At 69.5% G+C, this 18,665-nt stretch carries 24 protein-coding genes; 19 read left to right on the forward strand and 5 right to left on the reverse strand.

Features of this window, described 5'->3' with window-relative positions; genetic code table 11:
* Nucleotides 1–15: 15 nt before the first annotated feature.
* The 9 genes from rplF to ACTWPP_RS15280 all read left to right on the forward strand — a co-directional run bounded on the left by rplF (nt 16) and on the right by ACTWPP_RS15280 (nt 5,959).
* The gene (gene rplF, locus ACTWPP_RS15240) at nt 16–552 is read left to right on the forward strand and encodes a 50S ribosomal protein L6 (RefSeq protein ID WP_443104883.1); all 537 of its coding nucleotides are present in this window, start codon (nt 16–18) and stop codon (nt 550–552) included.
* A gap of 58 nt (nt 553–610) precedes the next feature.
* The gene (rplR, locus tag ACTWPP_RS15245; protein WP_443104884.1) at nt 611–997 is read left to right on the forward strand and encodes a 50S ribosomal protein L18; all 387 of its coding nucleotides are present in this window, start codon (nt 611–613) and stop codon (nt 995–997) included.
* A 34-nt stretch (nt 998–1,031) separates the two neighbouring features.
* Nucleotides 1,032–1,652 (forward strand): 30S ribosomal protein S5, encoded by a 621-nt coding sequence (gene rpsE, locus ACTWPP_RS15250; protein WP_443104885.1) that lies wholly within the window; start codon nt 1,032–1,034, stop codon nt 1,650–1,652.
* Nucleotides 1,649–1,831: a 50S ribosomal protein L30 gene (gene rpmD, locus ACTWPP_RS15255; RefSeq protein WP_358448862.1), complete on the forward strand. Its 183-nt coding sequence runs from the start codon at nt 1,649–1,651 to the stop codon at nt 1,829–1,831. The genes rpsE and rpmD overlap by 4 nt, the downstream gene beginning before the upstream one ends.
* A gap of 1 nt (nt 1,832) precedes the next feature.
* A complete protein-coding gene (rplO, locus tag ACTWPP_RS15260) occupies nt 1,833–2,312 on the forward strand; it encodes a 50S ribosomal protein L15 (RefSeq protein ID WP_443104886.1) in 480 nt (159 codons plus the stop codon).
* A 227-nt stretch (nt 2,313–2,539) separates the two neighbouring features.
* The gene (secY, locus tag ACTWPP_RS15265) at nt 2,540–3,838 is read left to right on the forward strand and encodes a preprotein translocase subunit SecY (RefSeq protein ID WP_443104887.1); all 1,299 of its coding nucleotides are present in this window, start codon (nt 2,540–2,542) and stop codon (nt 3,836–3,838) included.
* Complete coding sequence (locus ACTWPP_RS15270; RefSeq protein ID WP_443104888.1) at nt 3,838–4,488, forward strand: adenylate kinase; 651 nt, start codon at nt 3,838–3,840, stop codon at nt 4,486–4,488. The genes secY and ACTWPP_RS15270 overlap by 1 nt, the downstream gene beginning before the upstream one ends.
* Nucleotides 4,489–4,610: 122 nt before the next feature.
* Nucleotides 4,611–5,438, forward strand: a complete 828-nt coding sequence (gene map, locus ACTWPP_RS15275; protein ID WP_443104889.1) for a type I methionyl aminopeptidase — start codon at nt 4,611–4,613, stop codon at nt 5,436–5,438.
* A gap of 74 nt (nt 5,439–5,512) precedes the next feature.
* Nucleotides 5,513–5,959, forward strand: coding sequence for a DUF1707 SHOCT-like domain-containing protein (locus ACTWPP_RS15280; protein ID WP_443104890.1), 447 nt, complete (start codon nt 5,513–5,515; stop codon nt 5,957–5,959).
* A gap of 54 nt (nt 5,960–6,013) precedes the next feature.
* Here the strand turns inward: ACTWPP_RS15280 and ACTWPP_RS15285 are convergent, their stop codons facing one another.
* Both ACTWPP_RS15285 and ACTWPP_RS15290 read right to left on the reverse strand, forming a co-directional pair.
* Nucleotides 6,014–6,829, reverse strand: a complete 816-nt coding sequence (locus ACTWPP_RS15285; protein ID WP_443104891.1) for a phosphodiesterase — start codon at nt 6,827–6,829, stop codon at nt 6,014–6,016.
* A 329-nt stretch (nt 6,830–7,158) separates the two neighbouring features.
* Nucleotides 7,159–7,716, reverse strand: coding sequence for a hypothetical protein (locus ACTWPP_RS15290; RefSeq protein WP_443104892.1), 558 nt, complete (start codon nt 7,714–7,716; stop codon nt 7,159–7,161).
* A gap of 264 nt (nt 7,717–7,980) precedes the next feature.
* Here ACTWPP_RS15290 and infA point away from each other — a divergent pair, with 264 nt between their 5' ends.
* From infA to truA, 8 genes are all read left to right on the forward strand, one after another.
* Nucleotides 7,981–8,202, forward strand: coding sequence for a translation initiation factor IF-1 (gene infA / locus ACTWPP_RS15295; RefSeq protein WP_018657567.1), 222 nt, complete (start codon nt 7,981–7,983; stop codon nt 8,200–8,202).
* 74 nt (nt 8,203–8,276) lie between these two features.
* On the forward strand, nt 8,277–8,390 hold the full coding sequence (rpmJ, locus tag ACTWPP_RS15300; protein ID WP_021596712.1) for a 50S ribosomal protein L36: 114 nt from the start codon (nt 8,277–8,279) through the stop codon (nt 8,388–8,390).
* A 187-nt stretch (nt 8,391–8,577) separates the two neighbouring features.
* A complete protein-coding gene (gene rpsM / locus ACTWPP_RS15305; protein ID WP_443104893.1) occupies nt 8,578–8,958 on the forward strand; it encodes a 30S ribosomal protein S13 in 381 nt (126 codons plus the stop codon).
* Between the two features lie 66 nt (nt 8,959–9,024).
* Nucleotides 9,025–9,426, forward strand: coding sequence for a 30S ribosomal protein S11 (gene rpsK / locus ACTWPP_RS15310; RefSeq protein WP_021596710.1), 402 nt, complete (start codon nt 9,025–9,027; stop codon nt 9,424–9,426).
* Nucleotides 9,427–9,446: 20 nt separating this feature from the next.
* On the forward strand, nt 9,447–10,073 hold the full coding sequence (gene rpsD / locus ACTWPP_RS15315; protein WP_443104894.1) for a 30S ribosomal protein S4: 627 nt from the start codon (nt 9,447–9,449) through the stop codon (nt 10,071–10,073).
* Between the two features lie 113 nt (nt 10,074–10,186).
* Nucleotides 10,187–11,200 carry a DNA-directed RNA polymerase subunit alpha gene (locus ACTWPP_RS15320; RefSeq protein ID WP_392905405.1) on the forward strand — a complete coding sequence of 338 codons (1,014 nt, stop codon included), beginning with the start codon at nt 10,187–10,189 and terminating at the stop codon, nt 11,198–11,200.
* A gap of 94 nt (nt 11,201–11,294) precedes the next feature.
* Nucleotides 11,295–11,846: a 50S ribosomal protein L17 gene (gene rplQ, locus ACTWPP_RS15325; protein ID WP_443104895.1), complete on the forward strand. Its 552-nt coding sequence runs from the start codon at nt 11,295–11,297 to the stop codon at nt 11,844–11,846.
* A 212-nt stretch (nt 11,847–12,058) separates the two neighbouring features.
* A complete protein-coding gene (truA, locus tag ACTWPP_RS15330; RefSeq protein ID WP_443104896.1) occupies nt 12,059–12,922 on the forward strand; it encodes a tRNA pseudouridine(38-40) synthase TruA in 864 nt (287 codons plus the stop codon).
* Nucleotides 12,923–13,040: 118 nt separating this feature from the next.
* Here truA and ACTWPP_RS15335 read toward each other — a convergent pair whose 3' ends face one another.
* From ACTWPP_RS15335 to ACTWPP_RS15345, 3 genes are all read right to left on the reverse strand, one after another.
* Nucleotides 13,041–14,714, reverse strand: coding sequence for a hypothetical protein (locus tag ACTWPP_RS15335; RefSeq protein WP_443104897.1), 1,674 nt, complete (start codon nt 14,712–14,714; stop codon nt 13,041–13,043).
* Between the two features lie 24 nt (nt 14,715–14,738).
* Nucleotides 14,739–15,773 carry a hypothetical protein gene (locus tag ACTWPP_RS15340; protein ID WP_443104898.1) on the reverse strand — a complete coding sequence of 345 codons (1,035 nt, stop codon included), beginning with the start codon at nt 15,771–15,773 and terminating at the stop codon, nt 14,739–14,741.
* 241 nt (nt 15,774–16,014) lie between these two features.
* Entirely contained in the window at nt 16,015–16,803 is a 789-nt protein-coding gene (locus tag ACTWPP_RS15345; protein WP_443104899.1) for a CAP domain-containing protein, read from the reverse strand.
* A 766-nt stretch (nt 16,804–17,569) separates the two neighbouring features.
* Between ACTWPP_RS15345 and rplM the strand changes: the two genes are divergently transcribed.
* On the forward strand, nt 17,570–18,022 hold the full coding sequence (gene rplM, locus ACTWPP_RS15350; protein ID WP_358448831.1) for a 50S ribosomal protein L13: 453 nt from the start codon (nt 17,570–17,572) through the stop codon (nt 18,020–18,022).
* 100 nt (nt 18,023–18,122) lie between these two features.
* A complete protein-coding gene (gene rpsI / locus ACTWPP_RS15355) occupies nt 18,123–18,629 on the forward strand; it encodes a 30S ribosomal protein S9 (RefSeq protein ID WP_443104900.1) in 507 nt (168 codons plus the stop codon).
* The last annotated feature ends 36 nt before the right edge of the window (nt 18,630–18,665 follow it).

Below are 18,665 nucleotides of genomic sequence, written 5' to 3' on the forward strand. Positions count from 1 at the left end.
GGGAGGGTTCTAGCAATGTCTCGAATCGGACGTCACCCCATCACCGTGCCCAGCGGCGTCGAGGTCACCGTCGACGGCCGCGAGGTCACCGTCAAGGGGCCGAAGGGCACGCTGTCGCACACCGTCGTCGAACCCATCGAGGTTCAGCTGGACGGCAGCACGCTGACCGTGACCCGGCCGAACGACATCAACAAGGTGCGCGGTCTGCACGGGCTCACCCGGACGCTGATCAACAACATGGTCGTCGGTGTGACCGACGGCTACAAGAAGACCCTGGTCATCCAGGGCGTCGGGTACCGTGTGGTGGCCAAGGGCAAGAACCTGGAGTTCTCGCTCGGATACAGCCACCCGATCACCGTCGAGCCCCCCGAGGGCATCAACTTCACGGTGGAGCGCCCGACCCAGCTGATCGTCGAGGGCATCGACAAGCAGAAGGTCGGCGAGGTCGCCGCCAACATCCGCAAGCTGCGCAAGCCCGACCCGTACAAGGGCAAGGGCGTGCGGTACGAGGGTGAGCACATCCGCCGCAAGGTCGGAAAGGCCGGCAAGTGATGAGGATGAGCACATCCGCCGCGCGTTTCCCAGATGTCGGAAAGGCTGGTAAGTAGTCATGGCAGGCACCAAGACCCTGGCCGGCAAGGCCACGAGCGGTCGCGTGCTTTCTCGCAAGCGCCGGCACCTGCGGGTCCGCAAGAAGGTCCTCGGCAGCGCCGTGCGGCCTCGCCTGGTCGTGACCCGTTCCAGCCGGCACGTGTTCGTCCAGGTCATCGACGACGACAAGGGCCACACGCTGGCCAGCGCGTCGACGATGGAGGCGGACCTGCGCGCCGACTCCGGCGACAAGACGGCCAAGTCCCGCAAGGTCGGCGAACTCATCGCCAGGCGTGCCCGGGAGGCCGGAGTCTCCGCTGTGGTGTTCGACCGCGGCGGCAACAAGTACCACGGCCGCATCGCCGCCGTCGCGGACGGTGCGCGCGAGGGGGGCCTGGAGGTCTGATGGCCCTCGACAAGGCAAACGAGAGGAACCACTGATGGCAGCGCAGAGGCGTGGTGGCGGTCAGGGTGGCGACCGTCGCGATCGCCGCGACGACCGCCGCGGTGGCGCCGACAAGGGCCAGTCGTACATCGAGAAGGTCGTGGCGATCAACCGTGTCGCCAAGGTCGTCAAGGGCGGTCGTCGCTTCAGCTTCACCGCCCTGGTGATCGTCGGTGACGGCAACGGCACCGTCGGCGTCGGCTACGGCAAGGCCAAGGAGGTGCCCGCGGCGATCGCCAAGGGCGTCGAGGAGGCCAAGAAGCACTTCTTCAAGGTGCCGCGGATCCAGGGCACCATCCCGCACCTGGTGCAGGCGCGGGACGCGGCGGGCGAGGTCCTGCTGCGTCCGGCGAGCCCCGGTACCGGTGTGATCGCGGGCGGCCCGGTGCGCGCGGTTCTGGAGGCCGCCGGCATCCAGGACGTGCTGAGCAAGTCGCTGGGCAGCGACAACGCGATCAACATCGTCCACGCGACGATCGCGGGTCTGAAGGCGCTGAAGCGTCCCGAGGAGATCGCGGCCAAGCGCGGCCTGCCGATCGAGGACGTCGCTCCGGCGGCGATGCTGCGGGCCCGTGCCGCGGGCAGTGAACCGAGGCCGGAGGTGGCCGGTTCATGAGCAACCTCAAGATCACGCAGATCAAGTCGGTGATCAGCGAGAAGCAGAACCAGCGTGACACGCTGCGCACCCTCGGCCTGAAGAAGATCGGGCAGAGCGTGGTCCGGGAGGACCGCCCCGAGGTGCTCGGCATGATCCGGACGGTGTCCCACCTGGTCACCGTCGAGGAGGTCGACTGACATGGCGGCTGATCTCGGTAAGAAGGACGTCCCCGAGGGCACCCCGCTCAAGGTGCACGACCTGCGTCCGGCCCCCGGCGCCAAGAAGGCCAAGGTCCGCAAGGGCCGCGGCGAGGCGTCCAAGGGCAAGACCGCGGGCCGCGGCACCAAGGGCACCAAGGCCCGCAGCACCGTCCCCGTCGGTTTCGAAGGCGGCCAGATGCCGCTGATCCGCCGGGTGCCGAAGCTGAAGGGCTTCAAGAACCCGAACCGGGTCGAGTTCCAGGTGGTGAATCTCGACAGGCTCGCCGCGCTCTACCCGGAGGGCGGCGAGGTCACCGCGGAGGATCTGGCGGCCAAGGGCGCCGTCCGCCGCGGCCGTCCCGTCAAGGTCCTCGGCGCCGGCGACATCTCCGTAGCGGTTCAGGTGAAGGTGCACGCCTTCTCCGGTGCCGCCAAGGAGAAGATCGCCGCCGCCGGTGGTACCGCCGACGAGCTGTAGGAAGAGACACCTCAGATGCCGGGGCCGTGTTCGCCTTGCGCCGGGGGCCGTGAGGTCCGTGCGGCGGGCGGGACGGCCCCGGTGCCATCTGCTGTTAGAGTCACACGGGCGAAGGCGATCCGGGTGAGATTCCGCACTCCGGTATCTCAGCGGGTATCCTCCGCCCGAAATCATGGACCTGTAACCGGCCCCTCGGCGGCCATGAACTCGCCAGTCACGCAGGAGGAATGGTGCTGACCGCGTTCGCTCGGGCTTTCCGTACGCCTGACCTGCGTAAAAAACTGTTGTTCACGTTGTTCATCATCTTGGTGTTCCGGCTCGGGTCGATCGTCCCGACGCCGAACGTGAACGTGAGTGTGCTCAAGGAGACCGCCGACGCGGCCAAAGAGAGCAATCAGCTCTATGGTCTGGTCGACCTGTTCAGCGGCGGTGCGCTGCTGAAACTGTCGATCTTCGCGCTGGGCATCATGCCCTACATCACGGCGAGCATCATCCTTCAGCTCCTCGTGGTGGTGATCCCGCGTCTGGAGGCCCTGAAGAAGGAGGGCCAGGCAGGACAGACGAAGATCACCCAATACACCCGCTATCTGACGGTCGGGCTGGCGATTCTGCAGGCCACCGGCATCGTGGCGATGGCGAGCACCGGGCAGCTGTTCCAGGGCGTGTCCGGCGCCGGGGACATCCTGTACGAGACGAGCATCTTCCCGATCGTCACGATGGTCATCTGCATGGTGGCGGGCACCACGGTCATCATGTGGCTGGGTGAGCTGATCACCGACCGGGGTGTCGGCAACGGCATGTCGCTGCTGATCTTCACGCAGGTGGTGGCCATCTTCCCCGCCCAGTTCTGGAGCATCTACAAGGCCAAGGGCGGCTTCGTCTTCGCGGTGGTGCTGATCGTCGGCATGGCGATCATGGCCGGTGTCGTGTTCGTCGAGCAGGCTCAGCGGCGCATCCCCGTCCAGTACGCCAAGCGCATGGTCGGCCGCCGCATGTACGGCGGGACCTCGACCTACATCCCGCTGAAGGTGAACCAGGCCGGCATCATCCCGATCATCTTCGCGTCGTCGCTGCTCTACCTGCCGGTTCTGGCGACCCAGCTGTGGCCCGACACCAAGTGGCTGCAGAAGGCCCAGCCGTACCTGCAGCAGGACAACCCCTGGCACATGGCGGTCTACTTCGGCTTCATCATCTTCTTCACCTACTTCTACGTGGCGATCACGTTCAACCCCACTGAAGTAGCCGACAACATGAAGAAGTATGGTGGGTTCATCCCAGGTATCCGCCCTGGACGGCCGACCGCCGAATACCTCGACTTCGTGCTGACCAGGATCACCACACCCGGTGCCCTGTACCTGGGGCTCGTGTCCCTGATTCCGATGGTGGCGTTCGCACTCCTGAACGCGACCCAGGAGTTCCCCTTCGGCGGCGCGAGCATCCTCATCATCGTCGGCGTCGGACTGGATACCGTGAAGCAGATCGAGAGTCAGCTGCAGCAGCGCAACTACGAGGGTTTCCTGCGGTAGTGCGTATCGTCCTGGTGGGCCCCCCTGGAGCGGGCAAGGGGACGCAGGCCCAGTTCATCGCATCTCATCTGTCCATCCCGAAGATATCGACAGGTGACATCTTCCGCGCCAACGTGAGCGGCGGCACCGAGCTCGGCCGGCAGGCCAAGCAGTACATGGACCGCGGCGACCTGGTGCCCGACGAGGTAACGATCGCGATGGTGCGCGACCGGCTCGGCGAGGACGATGCCCGCGACGGGTTCCTGCTGGACGGGTTCCCGCGCAACGTCCCGCAGGCGGAGACGCTGAAGAAGATCCTCGCCGAGTGGGAGACCCGGCTCGACATCGTCCTGGAGCTGGTGGTCGACGAGGACGAGGTCGTCCGGCGGCTGTCGGGCCGGCGCACCTGCGACAAGTGCGGGCGGATCTGGCACGTCGACTTCGACGACAAACAGGACGACATCTGCGACGACTGCGGCGGGCGCCTGTTCCAGCGCGACGACGACAAGGAAGAGGTCGTCATGCATCGGCTGGAGGTCTACAAGCAGGACACGGCCCCGCTGGTGCAGTTCTACGCCGACGAGCACATCCTCGTCGGCATCGACGCGACCGGCCCGGTCGAAGAGGTCACCAAGCGCGCGTTGACCGCGCTCCGCCCGCTGGAGAAGTGACGGTGGGGACGCGGGGCCCCGGCTCCGCGTCCCCACCGCTCCGCCGCGCCCGGTGGTATGGGCGGGTCGTGCGTGGGCGGAGGTGCTGACGATGGTTCGGGCGGCCCTGTTCAGGGGGAGAGATGTTCAGACGACGTAGGCCCGAGATCCAGATGAAGACCGCGGAGCAGATCGAGCTGATGCGCGCGGCGGGGCTGCTGGTCGGCCGGACGCTGGAGCTTCTGCGGGAGGCCGTCAAGCCCGGGATCACGACCCTGGACCTGGACCGGCTGGCCGAGCGGCACATCCGCGACAACGGCGGCGTCCCGTCCTTCAAGGGCTACCACGGCTTCACCGGGACGATCTGCGCGTCGATCAACGAGGAGATCGTGCACGGCATCCCGGACGCCGGGAAGGTGCTGGCGGACGGCGACGTCATCTCCATCGACTGCGGCGCGATCGTCGAGGGCTGGCACGGCGACGCGGCGATCACCGTTCCGGTGGGGGAGATCTCCGCGGAGCTGCGGCGGCTCCTGGAGGTGACCGAGGCGTCCCTGTGGCACGGTCTCGCGGCCGGGAGGGCCGGGGCCAGGCTCACGGACATGTCGCACGCGATCGAGGCTCACATTCGCTCTCAGGGCGCCTACGGCATCGTTGAGGGCTACGGCGGGCACGGCATCGGCACCGAGATGCACATGGACCCGCTCATCCCGAACCACGGCGCGGCGGGGCACGGGCCCGTCCTGGAGCCGGGGATGTGCTTCGCGGTGGAGCCGATGGTGAACCTCGGCACGAAGGAGACCGTGGAGCTGGACGACGGCTGGACCGTCGTCACCCTCGACGGGCGTTCCTCGGCGCACTTCGAGCACACGTTCGCGGTCACGCCCGACGGGCCGCGCGTGCTGACGGCCCTGGACGAGGGCCGGGAGCGGTTCGCGAAGCTCGGTGCCGAGGCTTACGCCAAGGACTGACGCCGTTGCCGGAGGCTCAGCGCGTTCGTCCCTTCATAATGGGAATTGATGCTTCTTTGCTGAGCGGAGGAACGATGGCGCCGAACCCAGACATCCGGGCCTCGGACGCCGACCGCGACCGGGTGGCGGCGAGCCTGCGGGACCACTGCGGCGAGGGCCGCATCACCGTGGACGAGCTGCAGGAGCGGCTGGAGGCGGTGTACGGGGCGAAGACCGTCGGGGAGCTCCAGGAGGTCACCGCGGATCTGCCGGAGGAGGACCTCTACCAGCTTCCCGTCCCGGCGTCGCAGCCGAAGAGCACCGCGTCGCCGGCCAGGGTCCCGTCGCGGGAGCTGGACATCACCGGCAACCGGGCGATGTGGGCGGCGTGGGCGACGGTCGGCGGGATCAACTTCACGATCTGGCTGATCATCGCCCTTTCGACCGGCTGGCTGTACCCGTGGTGGGTGTGGGTGGTGGGTCCGTGGGGCGCGATCCTGCTCGTCCGGACGCTCTTCGGCAACCGGTCGGACGGCTGCTGACCGGACGGCCGCCGACCGGACGGGGGCCCCGCGCGCAGGGCCGCTTCGCCGTGCTCACTCGACGTCCATCAGGGGGCGGTAGTTCCCCGTCGGGACGAAATGGGTGGTGGCCGTGCCGTCCTCGCCGACGAGGTGGATGGCGAACCCCGCGGGTTCCCCGGTGACCGCGGCGCGGCCCGGCTGGGTCAGGTCGAGGAACAGCTGCCGGTAGGTGCTGGGGCACGTGGTGCTGACGGTCCCCGCCAGCGAGCCGACCGAGCCGCGGTGGACGTGCCCGGAGATCAGGCGCACCACCTGCCGGTGCCTGGAGATCACGGACGCGAAGCCGGCGGGGTCGACGAACCGCATGTCGTCGATGAACCGGATCCCGATCGGGAACGGGGGATGGTGGGTGGCGACGACCGTCGGGGTGCGGGGGGCGGCTCCGAGCGTCGTGTCGAGCCAGGCGAGCCGGTCCTCGCTCATGTGCCCGTGCGGGTGGCCGTCCACGGTGGTGTCGCAGCAGACGAGCCGCACGCCCGCCACGTCGACGGCGTACTGGACGGGGGCCTGTGGAACGATCCCCGTCTCCGAGACCGCCGGATGGTCGTTGAACACCTTGCGCATCTCGTCGCGGTCGTCGTGGTTGCCGGGCATCGGGTAGACGGCCATCGGCAGCGGGGACAGCAGCGCGTGAAGGCGGGCGTACTCGGCGGGCCGGCCGCCGTCGGCGAGGTCGCCGGTGAGCACGACGGCGTCGGGGCGGGCGGGCAGCGAGAGCAGGCTCGACACGGCGGCCCGCAGCGCGCGTACCGGCCCGGAGCCGTCGTCGACCTGCCCGTCGCGACCGGCCGCCAGGTGGATATCGCTCAACTGCGCGATGATCGCCATCGATCCTCTCCCCCTTGCCCAAGCACATCACGGACGCGTGGCCGAGGCACCCCCCGAACCACCCCCGGGGCGCCGGGACGATCTTCGCGCCCCGCGGCCCCACTGTCGACCCGGGCCCCGCCGGAACGCCTGGACCCACCGGGTTCCCGGGCCGTGGACGTATCGCCACCCTGCGTCCCGCCGGTCCGGGGTCATGGGGATGCGCATGCCCGCCGGTCCGGCGACGCATCCGCTCCCGGACGGCCGGGTCGTACCGGCCGGCCGGTACTCCGACACCGCACCGGACCCCGAGCGGTGCCCTCCCGCCCGGTGAGCGCCCCGGCCGCCGCTCAGGCGACGTGCGGGATGACCAGGGACAGCGCCGAGGTGATCTCCTCGGGCGCGGGGGCCACGTCGGGAACCACGTCGCGGAGGGCGAGCCAGCCGTTGATCGCCTGGACGGTCGGCTTGGCCTCGACGAGCTGCGGGTCGTCCACCTCGTACCAGGCGGCCACCTTGGACCAGCGCCACAGCCGGTGCCCGGCGGTCGACATCTCCGACGAGGGGAAGCCGGTGACGCCGCGGGAACCGGTGATCGCGTGCCGGACCGAGTCGAGGGACCGCCCGACCCGCTCGCTGATGTCGCGGATCGTCAGCAGCGGGTCGGCCTCGACCTGCAGGACGTGCACGCCGGGCGCGCTGGTCTCGACGTGCTCCACCACCTCCATGATCGCCACGGCGAGGGTGCGGCCCGGCCAGGAGCAGGACGCGTTGCCGGGACGTTCGGCGTGCTGGGGCTCACTGATGATCGATACCGTGACCGCGCCGTGCGTGCGGTCGAACAGGGGGTCCAGCTCGTCCTCGTAGAGCGGACGGCTGAGGATCAGCGCGAAGTCATAGCTCGGCATGCTGACCCTCCTCGGACGTATCTCTCCTCGAAAGGTACAACGCGCAGGCGATGTATGCTTGGCTCGGGAGCGGTCTCCCGACCCGTATCATGCGTTGATTTCGCATAAGGCGACCGGTTGACGTAGACTCCTTTGTCGGTCCGTCGTCGGCCGCCTGATTCCCTGTTCCGGACGCTTCAAGCGTCGTGGCGGTGGGTTGTGGCCGATTCTCCTCGGAGAGCCCGGGCCGAAGTCCAATGAGCCGACCAGTGAAGCGCGGAGGACATGCCCAAGAAAGAAGGGGCCATCGAGATCGAGGGCACCGTCATCGAGTCCCTCCCGAACGCCATGTTCCGGGTGGAGCTCGACAACGGGCACAAGGTGCTCGCCCACATCAGCGGCAAGATGCGGATGCACTACATCCGGATCCTGCCGGACGACCGCGTCGTTGTGGAGTTGAGCCCCTACGACCTCACGCGCGGTCGGATCGTCTACCGCTACAAGTAAATCCATCAATCCCACTGGGGTTGCCTTCCCCGTGCGTGGCGGCGCGGGGGTGACCCTGATCCCTAGGAGACCCAGTGAAGGTCAAGCCGAGCGTGAAGAAGATCTGCAACAAGTGCCGCGTCATCCGCCGGCACGGCCGGGTCATGGTGATCTGCTCCGACCCGCGCCACAAGCAGCGCCAGGGCTGACGCACAGCCCACAACAGCAAGCGCATCGCAGCCTTCGCACGTGGCCGTACGTCCCCCAGTCGGGACGTGCGGCACCGTCGTGTGGAGGAGCACCCTCGGACCGCCGGAGGCCGGGGCCGCCACCCGGGCAGGGTGTGTGCGGACGCGATGCGTCCATACCTCCGCGAAATGAAGGGAACTGCCCACGATGGCACGCCTCCTCGGCGTCGACCTCCCGCGCGAAAAGCGCCTGGAGGTCGCTCTCACCTACATCTTCGGCATCGGCCGGACGCGGGCGCTGGAGACCCTTGAGGGCACCGGCATCAGCGGCGACCTCCGCGTCCACCAGATGGGCGACGAAGAGATCATCAAGCTGCGCGACTGGATCGAGACGAACTACAAGATCGAAGGTGATCTTCGCCGCGAGGTCCAGGCGGACATTCGCCGCAAGATCGAGATCGGGTGCTACCAGGGCATCCGGCACCGCCGCGGGCTTCCCGTGCACGGTCAGCGCACGCAGACCAACGCGCGTACCCGCAAGGGCAAGAAGAAGACCGTGGCCGGCAAGAAGAAGGTCGGCAAGAAGTAGTCCGCACGGTCCCTGACCGGGGCCGTCACCGGATCGATGACCTCAAGAGTAGAGAGAGCAGTATAGATGCCTCCTAAGAGCCGTGTCGGCGCCAAGAAGGTGCGCCGCAAGGAAAAGAAGAACGTCGCTCACGGGCACGCCCACATCAAGAGCACGTTCAACAACACGATCGTTTCGATCACCGACCCCAACGGCAACGTGATCTCCTGGGCCTCCTCGGGCCATGTCGGCTTCAAGGGCTCGCGCAAGTCCACCCCGTTCGCCGCGCAGCAGGCCGCCGAGGCCGCCGCCCGGCGCGCGATGGAGCACGGCATGCGCAAGGTCGACGTCTTCGTGAAGGGCCCGGGCTCGGGCCGCGAGACCGCCATCCGGTCGCTGCAGGCGACCGGCCTGGAGGTGGGCTCGATCCAGGACGTCACGCCCGTTCCGCACAACGGCTGCCGTCCGCCCAAGCGCCGGCGGGTCTGAGGCAGGGGAGATCTAGAACAATGGCACGTTACACCGGTGCGGACTGCAAACTCTGCCGCCGCGAGAAGATGAAGCTGTTCCTCAAGGGCAGCAAGTGCGAGGGCCCCAAGTGCCCGATCGAGATCCGTCCTTACCCTCCGGGTGAGCACGGCCGCGGTCGGCCGAAGGAGACCGAGTACCTGCTGCAGCTCCGTGAGAAGCAGAAGGCCAAGCGCATCTACGGCGTGCTGGAGCGGCAGTTCAGCAACTACTACGTCGAGGCCAACCGCCAGCAGGGCAAGACGGGTGACAACCTGCTCACCCTCCTGGAGCGCCGCCTCGACAACGTGGTCTACCGCGCGGGCTTCGCCAAGTCCCGCGACATGGCCCGTCAGCTCATCCGCCACGGCCACATCCGGGTCAACGGCAAGAAGGTCGACATCCCGTCGGCCCTGGTGGGCGAGGCCGACATCGTCGACGTCAAGCCCAAGTCGCTGGAGATGACGCCGTTCCAGGTCGCCAAGGCCGAGGTCGGCGACCGTCCCGTCCCGGCCTGGCTCGGGATCGACGGCGAGAAGATGCGGATCCTCGTGCACTCACTGCCGGTCCGGCAGCAGATCGACGCTCCCGTCCAGGAGCAGCTGATCGTCGAGCTCTACTCCAAGTAAGGGCTCTGCGTCCGCCGGGATTTCGCGGCTCGTTCCGTGGGATCCCGGCGGTTCGGGGAACACTCAAGAACGCGGTCGTCAAATAGCGGGCACCGCGGAAAGAAGGCACCACCATGCTCATCGCTCAGCGTCCCACTCTCACCGAAGAGCAGGTCGACGAGTACCGGTCGCGGTTCACCATCGAGCCGCTGGAGCCGGGCTTCGGCTACACGATCGGCAACTCGCTGCGTCGTACCCTGCTCTCCTCGATTCCCGGTGCGGCGGTCACCAGCATCCGGATCGAGGGCGTCCTGCACGAGTTCTCCACCGTGCCCGGGGTCAAGGAGGACGTCACCGACATCATCCTGAACCTCAAGGAGCTCGTCGTCTCGTCCGAGCACGACGAGCCCGTCGTCATGTACCTGCGCAAGCAGGGCCCCGGCGAGGTGACCGCGGCCGACATCGCGCCGCCGGCGGGCGTCGAGGTCCACAACCCGGACCTGCACATCGCCACGCTGAACAACAAGGCCAAGCTGGAGATGGAGCTGACGGTCGAGCGCGGCCGCGGCTACGTCTCGGCCGCGCAGAACAAGCAGCCGGGCCAGGAGATCGGCCGGATCCCGATCGACTCCATCTACTCGCCCGTGCTGAAGGTCACCTACAAGGTCGAGGCGACCCGGGTCGAGCAGCGCACCGACTTCGACCGCCTCATCCTGGACGTGGAGACCAAGCAGTCGATGCTGCCGCGCGACGCGGTGGCCTCCGCCGGCAAGACCCTCGTCGAGCTGTTCGGCCTCGCCCGGGAGCTCAACGTCGAGGCCGAGGGCATCGACATGGGCCCGTCCCCGACGGACGCCGCCCTCGCCGCGGACCTGGCCCTGCCGATCGAGGAGCTGAACCTCACCGTCCGCTCCTACAACTGCCTCAAGCGCGAGGGGATCCACTCGGTGGGCGAGCTCGTCGCCCGCAGTGAGCAGGACCTGCTCGACATCCGCAACTTCGGCGCCAAGTCGATCGAAGAGGTCAAGCAGAAGCTCAACGACATGGGCCTGTCGCTGAAGGACTCCCCGCCCGGGTTCGACCCGAGCGCGGCGGCGGACAACTACGGCGACGACGACCAGAGCTACGCCGAGACCGAGCAGTACTGACATATCCGATTCCGGTGGCCGGGGGCCCGTCCCCCGGCCGTCCGGAACCAGCTGACGCCGGTACCTGGTACGGCCGGCGCAGGAAGGAAGCACCATGCCCAAGCCCACCAAGGGCACCCGCCTCGGCGGCAGCGCCGCGCACCAGCGGCTGATCCTGGCCAACCTGGCGACGGCGCTGTTCGAGCACGGCCGGATCACCACCACCGAGGCCAAGGCCCGGCGGGTGCGTCCGCTGGCGGAGAAGCTGATCACCAAGGCCCGGAAGGGCGACCTGCACAACCGCCGCCAGGTGGCGCGGGTCATCCGGGACAAGGGCGTCGTGCACGAGCTCTTCACCGAGATCGCGCCGCGTTTCGCGAACCGTCCCGGCGGCTACACCCGCATCACCAAGATCGGGCCGCGCAAGGGCGACAACGCCCCGATGGCCGTGATCGAGCTGGTGCAGGAGCAGATGCCGGCCGACAAGGCGGCCCCGGCACCCAAGGTCAGCGACGAGGAGCTCCCCGCCGAGGGCGACGTGACGCTCAGCAAGGCCGAGCCGGAGACCGGGGACGCCGCCGAGGACACCGCGAAGGCCGAGGACGCTGCCAAGGCCGAGGACGCTGCCAAGGCCGAGGACGCCGAGTCCGAGGGCGACAAGAAGTAATTCGCCGCGTGACCTGGCCGAGCGTTTGCTCGATATTCGTGAGGGCCCGCCGTTCCCAAACGGGACGGCGGGCCTGATCTTTGCCAGACTTGATCTCATGGTCATGTCAGGGGGGCGACGATTGCCGGGGAGCGTGTCAGGGGAGTGCCCGATGAAAACGGCTCATCGGGAGGAATGGACGGGCAGTGGCGCAAAGGGACAATCCGGCTGACATGACCGCACTTGTACGACTCCGGCTCGACATCGGTTACGACGGGTCGGACTTCGCGGGCTGGGCGAGACAGCCGAACCAGCGGACCGTCCAGGGCGTCATCGAGGACGCGCTGGCGCGCATGCTGCGCCTGGACCCGCCGCCCATGCTCACCGTCGCCGGCCGTACGGACGCCGGCGTCCACGCCCGGGGACAGGTCGCTCATCTGGTGGTGCCGGTCGCGGCGTACTCGGCGATCAACGGGACGATGCCGCGCCGGCTCGCGGGGCTGCTGCCGCCCGATGTGCGGGTATGGCGCGTGTCGATCGCGCCGGAGGGGTTCGACGCGCGGTTCTCGGCACTGTCGCGCCGCTATGTGTACCAGGTGTGCGACAACCCGTTCGGCGTGGAGCCGCTGCGCCGCCACGACGTGCTGTGGCATCCGCGTCCGCTGAACCTGGGGCGGATGAACGAGGCGGCGCGGCTGCTGGTGGGCGAGAACGACTTCGCCGCGTACTGCCGCAGGCGGGAGGGTGCGACGACCATCCGTGAACTGCTGCGCTACGAGTGGGCCCGCGACGACCGCGACCCGCATCTCGCTCTCGCGACCGTGGAGGCGGACGCTTTCTGTCATTCGATGGTCCGCGCGCTCGTCGGCGCGCTGCTGATGGTCGGGGACGGACGCCGCGAGGTGCAGTGGCCCGCCGAAGTACTGGCCGCCCGTGTCCGCGACTCGGCGGTGACCGTGGCATCTGCGCATGGGCTGTCGCTGGAGGAGATCCGCTATCCGGACGACGACAGCCTGGCCAAGCGCGCGCAGGAGACGCGCCGCGTCCGGACGCTCAACGCGGCCGCCGCGGCCACGCCCCAGCAGGAACCGACGTGATCCGTCCCGACAGCACGGCCATCCCTGACGTGCTTCGCCGACCCGCGGCGTGTCGCCTCTAGAAGGCGCCTGGAAGGACGACACGCCGCAAGTCGGCGCGAGGCGCCGGGTCAGCCTGTCAGCCTCGGGCGCGGGCCATGATCGGGCGGAGGTCGTAGTCCAGGAACTGCTGGGCCGCCTGCTTGATCACCGGATCGCCGGGCTGGGCGTTTTTTCCGTTCGCCCACTGGACGTAGGCGTAGGCGACGTACCGTCCGCGGATCGTCGCGGCGGCGTACCCGCCCGCCCGGTCGAGGTCGGGGGTGTGCTTGCCGCCCATGCCGCGGAACCACTCGTATTTGGCGGGGTCCCCGGCCTGGCTGACCCTGAGCGCGGACTCCTTCGTCGGCATCACCGCGATCCCGGACGTGACGGCCAGCGACCGGGACCGGTCGATGAAGGTCGCCCGGATGATCTTGCGGCATTTCTCCTGCTGGAGCACCTGGAGCATGGAGCCCCTGGCCGCGTACGACACGTCGCGGTTGAGCGACCAGCGGTCGAGGGTGAAGGTCCGTCCGCCGAGCTTGACCACCCCGGTGGGGAACACGTCCTTGAACGCGAGCTGCTCGGGGTCGGTCCGCTCGTTGGTGATGTCCACCCCCGTGGTCGGGATGGGCGGGGCGGGGGACTGCGTGTCCGCCGGTGTGGGTTTCGCCGCGGCCGGTGACTCGGTGGCCTTCACGTTCGTGCTCTGGTCGCCGCTCGATCCCGTCCCGCCGACGGTGAACAGGGCGACGGCCGCCGCCAGGATGACCGCCGCGCCGCCGCCGATGAGCAGCGGCCGGCGTTTGTTGCCGCCGCCGCTCTTGGGGGTGCCCTGGGGAGGCCGGCCGGGCGGTGGAGGCGTGTCGAGCGGGATGCCGCCCTCCGCGTGGTAGACCGGCGCGATCACGGCGGCCTGCTCGGCCGTCACCGCGGCGTCCTCGGACGGCTCGGAGTGCGTGAACGGCCCGCTGCCGGTGGGCGGCGCGACGCCGACCGGCAGGATCGCGTCCGGCTCGAGAACCGCCCCGAGCGAGGCGGTGGACGCGTTCTCCGCCTCCTTGGCCTTCTCGAAGGCCGAGGGCGTCACCGCCTCCTCCGGCGGCGCAGCGGTCTCCTCCGGCGCTGCCGGGGCCGGTTCGGAGGGGCGGTCTTCTGCCGCGTTCTTCACGACGGTGTCGTCCACGGCGGCTGTGTCCTCTGTCGTTTCGTGTTCCGGGGAGTCCGAAGAGGCCGGGGATTCCGGTGAGTCCTCGGACTCAGCGTCGGCGTCCGCGGGTGCGTCGTGCTCCGGCGGGACGGCGGGGAAACCGTCGGGGTCGGTGTCGCCTGAGGCGAAGGGAAGCTTGACGATCGGTTCGGCGGGGACGGCCCGGCGGGAGTCGACGTTGGGGACGCCGACGCCGGCGACGAGCGTCCCGGGCGGGACGCCGGTGGCCTCGGGGTCGGCCGGATCGTCCACGGCGGGTTCGGCGCCGAAGACGACCTCGTCGTCCGGGGCGTCGTCCGGTGCCTCGGCGGACGTCTCTTCGGCGGGCGGGGCCGTTTCCGAGGACTCGGCGGCCCACCAGGGAGCCTGCAGGCCGAACGCGGGCAGCCGGATGGAGGCGGACGCCGCAGGCTCCGCCTCTTCGGCGGAGGGCGCCGCGTCCGCCGGAGGCGGGTCGGCCGGGGGGACCGCGCCGCCGAAGCTGGGCGGCACCGAGTCGGCGGGGACGGCGGACGCCCCCGGCTGCTCGGCGGAGTCCCGGGTGTCTCTAGGTCCAGACATAGGCAGAGAGGGTATTCAAACCGGTCACCTTTGGAGGGGCTTGCCTTCGGTTTCCCTGTAGTGCAGGGCCAGCGCGAGGTTGCTGCCCTTCACCATCTCCGCACCGAAGGTGCGGACGGCGTTGTGGTACTTCTTGGCGATCTTCTTGCCGTCCGGCCGCTGCACCCACGTCATGAGCAGGTAGTGGCCGCGCGCCTGGGAGGTGCCGAGCGCCTCGCCCTTGCCGTTGGTCTTGGTGATGCCCTTGCCCGGCAGTGCCTGCAGGAAGGCGTCCTTGTCGGCGGCGGCCTTCACGGCCTTCTCGGCGGCGGCCTCGGATTCGAGGTTGAACACGCCGACGGTGCCGATGAGCTGGCCCTTGGTCAGCGCGTAGGTCGCCCGGAGCGCCTGCGTGCAGTCGCCCTGCTTGAGGGTCTTCTCCAGAGCCGTGCCGCCGACGACGGCGGTGCAGCTCTTCTTGGAGTTCGCGGCCGTCCGCACGTACTTGAAGCCGCGCGCCTCGAACTTCCCGTTGCCGAAGACCTCCTTGAGCGTCAGCGGCTTGGGGTCGGTGGTGCGGCTCTTGAGCTTCACCGGCGCCAGGACGGGTTTCGTGGGGCTCGGCGTCGGCGTCGGCTTCGCGGCTTGGGACGTCTTCGCGCCCTTCGGCTCGGAGTCGCCCTCCAGCACCGACGACAGCCCGATGCCGCCGGCGATGAGCAGGAGCCCCGCGGCGGCCGCACCACCGATGATCAGTGGCAGGTTGCGGCGTCGCTCGGGCGGGGGCGGCCCACCGGACGGCCCGGGCGGCATGCCGTCGCCAGGCCCGGGACCGGGACCGGGCCCGTAGGGGTCCTCGAACCGGTCGCCGCCGAACTGGCCTGCCTCGAACTGGCCTGCCTCGAACTGGCCTGCCTCGAACTGGCCTGGTGGAAACGAGCCGTGCGGGTCGCCCGCGACGGGCTCGTCGCCCCAGGCGGCGGTCTGATCCGCCGGCCCGGCGAACGGCTCGCCGCCGAACGGCCCGCCCGGCGGCTCACCGCCGGGCGGCATCGCGCCGGGCCCCGCGTCGCGTGGCACGAAGGGGGCTTCATTTCCGGCATGGCCGTACGGCGGCGCTTCGTCTCCGGGTCCGTACGGCGTGTGCGGCGGCTGCCGAAGGGGCCGGCCGCCGGGCTTGCCTTGATCGCCCGGATAACCCATGGCTTGGACCTTACCGTTCCTCGTTCAGGGCTCTGGACCTTCGGAACACCCACCATTACATGGGGGCGAACCGGACGCCGGTGATTTGCCGAAGGTCACCTGCCGGAGCGGGGGCGGGTCACTTCCAGCCGAAGTTCTGCGTCCACAGCGGCCCGCCGGAGCCGGATGCCTTGCCCACGCCGATGGCGCGCAGGTCGCAGTTCAGGATGTTGGCGCGGTGCCCCGGGCTGTTCATCCAGCCCTTCATCACGCCCGCCGGGGTGGGGTAACCCTTGGCGATGTTCTCCGCGCCGGGGCTCGGGTATCCGGCTTCCTCCATCCGCTTCCACGGGCTGTCGCCGTTCTGGGACGTGTGCGAGAAGTAGCCGTTGGCCGCCATGTCGGCGGAGTGCTTGCGGGCCGAGGTGACGAGCCGCTGGTCGATGCGCAGCGGCTTGCAGCCGGCCTTGGCGCGCTCTTTGTTGGTGAGCGACACCACGGCCGCCTCGGGACCGGACGAGCCCGATGACGAGCCTCCGGAACCGCCCGAACCGCCGGAGGAGGTGCCGCCGCCGGACGGTTCCCTGCTCGACGCCGGCGGCTCACCGGGCTTGGACGGCTTGCCGGCCGTGCGGCTCGGGTCGCGCATCGCCTTCAGCGGCGGCGTCTGCTCGCCCGCGGTGGGCGTGGGGGTGCCGCTGGACGGCGGCGCACCGCCCGCACCGCCCGCGCCGTCCGCGCCGCCCGGTTCGGGAGCGGCCGAGGGGTCGCTCTGCGGCCCGGGCGGGATCACGGTGGACGGCCGCGTGTCGGGCCCGGACGCGGACGTCCGCTCCGACCGGAGTTCGGGCAGCAGGAAACGGTCGATCGCCACGCCGGTGCTGATGGCGAGACCGGACGCGGTGACGGCCACCACGATGCCGGTCATCCCCTTCGCCCGGGAACGCTTGCGTCCCTTGCCCGGCGGGCGGCCGCCGGGGGGCCTGCCGCCGTGGGACCGGCGGCCGCCGGGCGGCGGTCCCGGGTGGGACGAGGCGCGGCGTGGACCACCGGCGACGAGCTCGTCGCGAGATGGGGAGGCGCCGCGCGCGGCGGCGTCACGGGGTGCGGCGCCGTCCCGCCCGGTGTGTTGGGGGCGGCGGCGTCCGGCGGGTTCACCTGGTCTGCGGGGAGTAGACAGCGGGGGCTCCCGTGTGCGGGCCGGCAGTAGCCGGCGTGGACCGGTCGCCGGGCACAATATCCTCTTATGTACATCCGGTAACGGAGATCGCCCGAAAAGATCAAAAACACTACATACGGTGATCAACAGGGTGCCGACCGTCCCCCCGGAGGGCCGGGCACCGCCGCGGACGTGACGTCACCGCGTTGACGCCGGTGTGTGCGGCCCCGCAACGGCGGCCGCGCCGCTGCTTTGCTCTTCTCTGCGCGGCCAGGTATTCTGCGTGCTTGTTGTGTGCGTCGACGCCTGCGCGGTGCGGGTGTCCAGGCGACGCGACGACGTGTCGGTGTGCCCCGGAGTGCTCGCGCTGTCGGCGTGGGCGACCGGCTACGGGCCCCGGCCTCCCGGAGCGCCAGGTCGGACGAGGTTTCTGATCGGCGCGAGCAGGATTCCGCTCACGAAGTACCACCCGCCCGCGAGGGCGGGCGAGGACCGAAACCGCTGAGAAGTCGACGAGAAACGAAGGCCTACGACCGTGCGCACGTACACCCCTAAGCCCGCTGACGTCCAGCGTCAGTGGTACGTCATCGACGCGACCGATGTCGTGCTGGGCCGTCTCGCCAGTCAGGTCGCGCAGCTGCTTCGGGGTAAGCACAAGCCGATCTACGCTCCGCATCTCGACACCGGTGACTTCGTCGTCATCGTGAACGCCGACAAGGTGTCGCTGTCCGGTAACAAGGCCGAGCGCAAGCGGGCCTACCGGCATTCCGGATACCCGGGCGGCCTGCGTTCGGTGTCCTACACCGAGCTGCTGGCCAAGAACCCCGAGCGCGCCGTCGAGAAGGCGATCAAGGGCATGCTGCCCAAGAACTCCCTCGGCCGGAAGATGTTCGGCAAGGTGAAGGTCTACGCCGGGCCGGACCACCCGCACCAGGCGCAGAAGCCGGTCCCGTTCGAGATCACCCAGATCAGCCAGATCAGCAAGTGACGTCCGCGCACGATCCGATCGTGCGCACCCTGGAACACGAGGCCGCCGGGGCACCCGCAGGACGGGCCCGCCGCCCTGGCCAGAACACCCGAGGAGAACCGTGGACGAGACCACCGAGCCGGGCACCGAACAGCTCGACTCGTACGAGGACGCACCGTCCGAGTACAGCACCGAGACGCCCGAGACCGCCGGGGAGAGCTTCCTCGGCCAGCCCGTCGCGACCGGCCCGGCCGCCGGCACCGGCCGCCGCAAGCAGGCCATCGCGCGGGTCCGCATCGTCCCCGGCACCGGCCAGTGGAAGATCAACGGCCGCACCCTGGACCAGTACTTCCCGAACAAGGTCCACCAGCAGATCGTGAACGAGCCGTTCGTGCTGCTCAGCCTGGAGGGCCAGTTCGACGTGCTCGCGCGCGTGAACGGCGGCGGCACCACCGGCCAGGCCGGTGCGCTGCGCCTCGGCATCTCCCGCGCGCTGCAGTTCGCGAACATCGAGCACCGCCCGGCGCTGAAGAAGGCCGGCTTCCTCACCCGTGACGCGCGGGTGCCGGAGCGCAAGAAGGCCGGGCTCAAGAAGGCCCGTAAGGCGCCGCAGTACAGCAAGCGTTGATCGACGGTACGAGCCGTCGCACCCGTGGTCTCATCG

Origin of the sequence: Actinomadura sp. 3N407 (assembly GCF_052245875.1) — a bacterium.
In the GTDB taxonomy this organism is placed as follows: domain Bacteria; phylum Actinomycetota; class Actinomycetes; order Streptosporangiales; family Streptosporangiaceae; genus Spirillospora.

Coding starts and splice junctions, on each gene's coding strand:
- rpsM (WP_443104893.1), top strand. CDS start 8,578: ATGGCACGCCTCCTCGGCGTCGACCTCCCGCGCGAAAAGCGCCTGGAG.
- rpsD (WP_443104894.1), top strand. CDS start 9,447: ATGGCACGTTACACCGGTGCGGACTGCAAACTCTGCCGCCGCGAGAAG.
- secY (WP_443104887.1), top strand. CDS start 2,540: ATGGTGCTGACCGCGTTCGCTCGGGCTTTCCGTACGCCTGACCTGCGT.
- ACTWPP_RS15335 (WP_443104897.1), bottom strand. CDS start 14,714: ATGTCTGGACCTAGAGACACCCGGGACTCCGCCGAGCAGCCGGGGGCG.
- ACTWPP_RS15320 (WP_392905405.1), top strand. CDS start 10,187: ATGCTCATCGCTCAGCGTCCCACTCTCACCGAAGAGCAGGTCGACGAG.
- rpsE (WP_443104885.1), top strand. CDS start 1,032: ATGGCAGCGCAGAGGCGTGGTGGCGGTCAGGGTGGCGACCGTCGCGAT.
- rplR (WP_443104884.1), top strand. CDS start 611: ATGGCAGGCACCAAGACCCTGGCCGGCAAGGCCACGAGCGGTCGCGTG.
- rplQ (WP_443104895.1), top strand. CDS start 11,295: ATGCCCAAGCCCACCAAGGGCACCCGCCTCGGCGGCAGCGCCGCGCAC.
- ACTWPP_RS15290 (WP_443104892.1), bottom strand. CDS start 7,716: ATGCCGAGCTATGACTTCGCGCTGATCCTCAGCCGTCCGCTCTACGAG.
- rplO (WP_443104886.1), top strand. CDS start 1,833: ATGGCGGCTGATCTCGGTAAGAAGGACGTCCCCGAGGGCACCCCGCTC.
- rpsK (WP_021596710.1), top strand. CDS start 9,025: ATGCCTCCTAAGAGCCGTGTCGGCGCCAAGAAGGTGCGCCGCAAGGAA.
- truA (WP_443104896.1), top strand. CDS start 12,059: ATGACCGCACTTGTACGACTCCGGCTCGACATCGGTTACGACGGGTCG.
- ACTWPP_RS15280 (WP_443104890.1), top strand. CDS start 5,513: ATGGCGCCGAACCCAGACATCCGGGCCTCGGACGCCGACCGCGACCGG.
- ACTWPP_RS15285 (WP_443104891.1), bottom strand. CDS start 6,829: ATGGCGATCATCGCGCAGTTGAGCGATATCCACCTGGCGGCCGGTCGC.
- map (WP_443104889.1), top strand. CDS start 4,611: ATGTTCAGACGACGTAGGCCCGAGATCCAGATGAAGACCGCGGAGCAG.
- rplF (WP_443104883.1), top strand. CDS start 16: ATGTCTCGAATCGGACGTCACCCCATCACCGTGCCCAGCGGCGTCGAG.
- rpmD (WP_358448862.1), top strand. CDS start 1,649: ATGAGCAACCTCAAGATCACGCAGATCAAGTCGGTGATCAGCGAGAAG.
- infA (WP_018657567.1), top strand. CDS start 7,981: ATGCCCAAGAAAGAAGGGGCCATCGAGATCGAGGGCACCGTCATCGAG.
- ACTWPP_RS15345 (WP_443104899.1), bottom strand. CDS start 16,803: ATGACCGGCATCGTGGTGGCCGTCACCGCGTCCGGTCTCGCCATCAGC.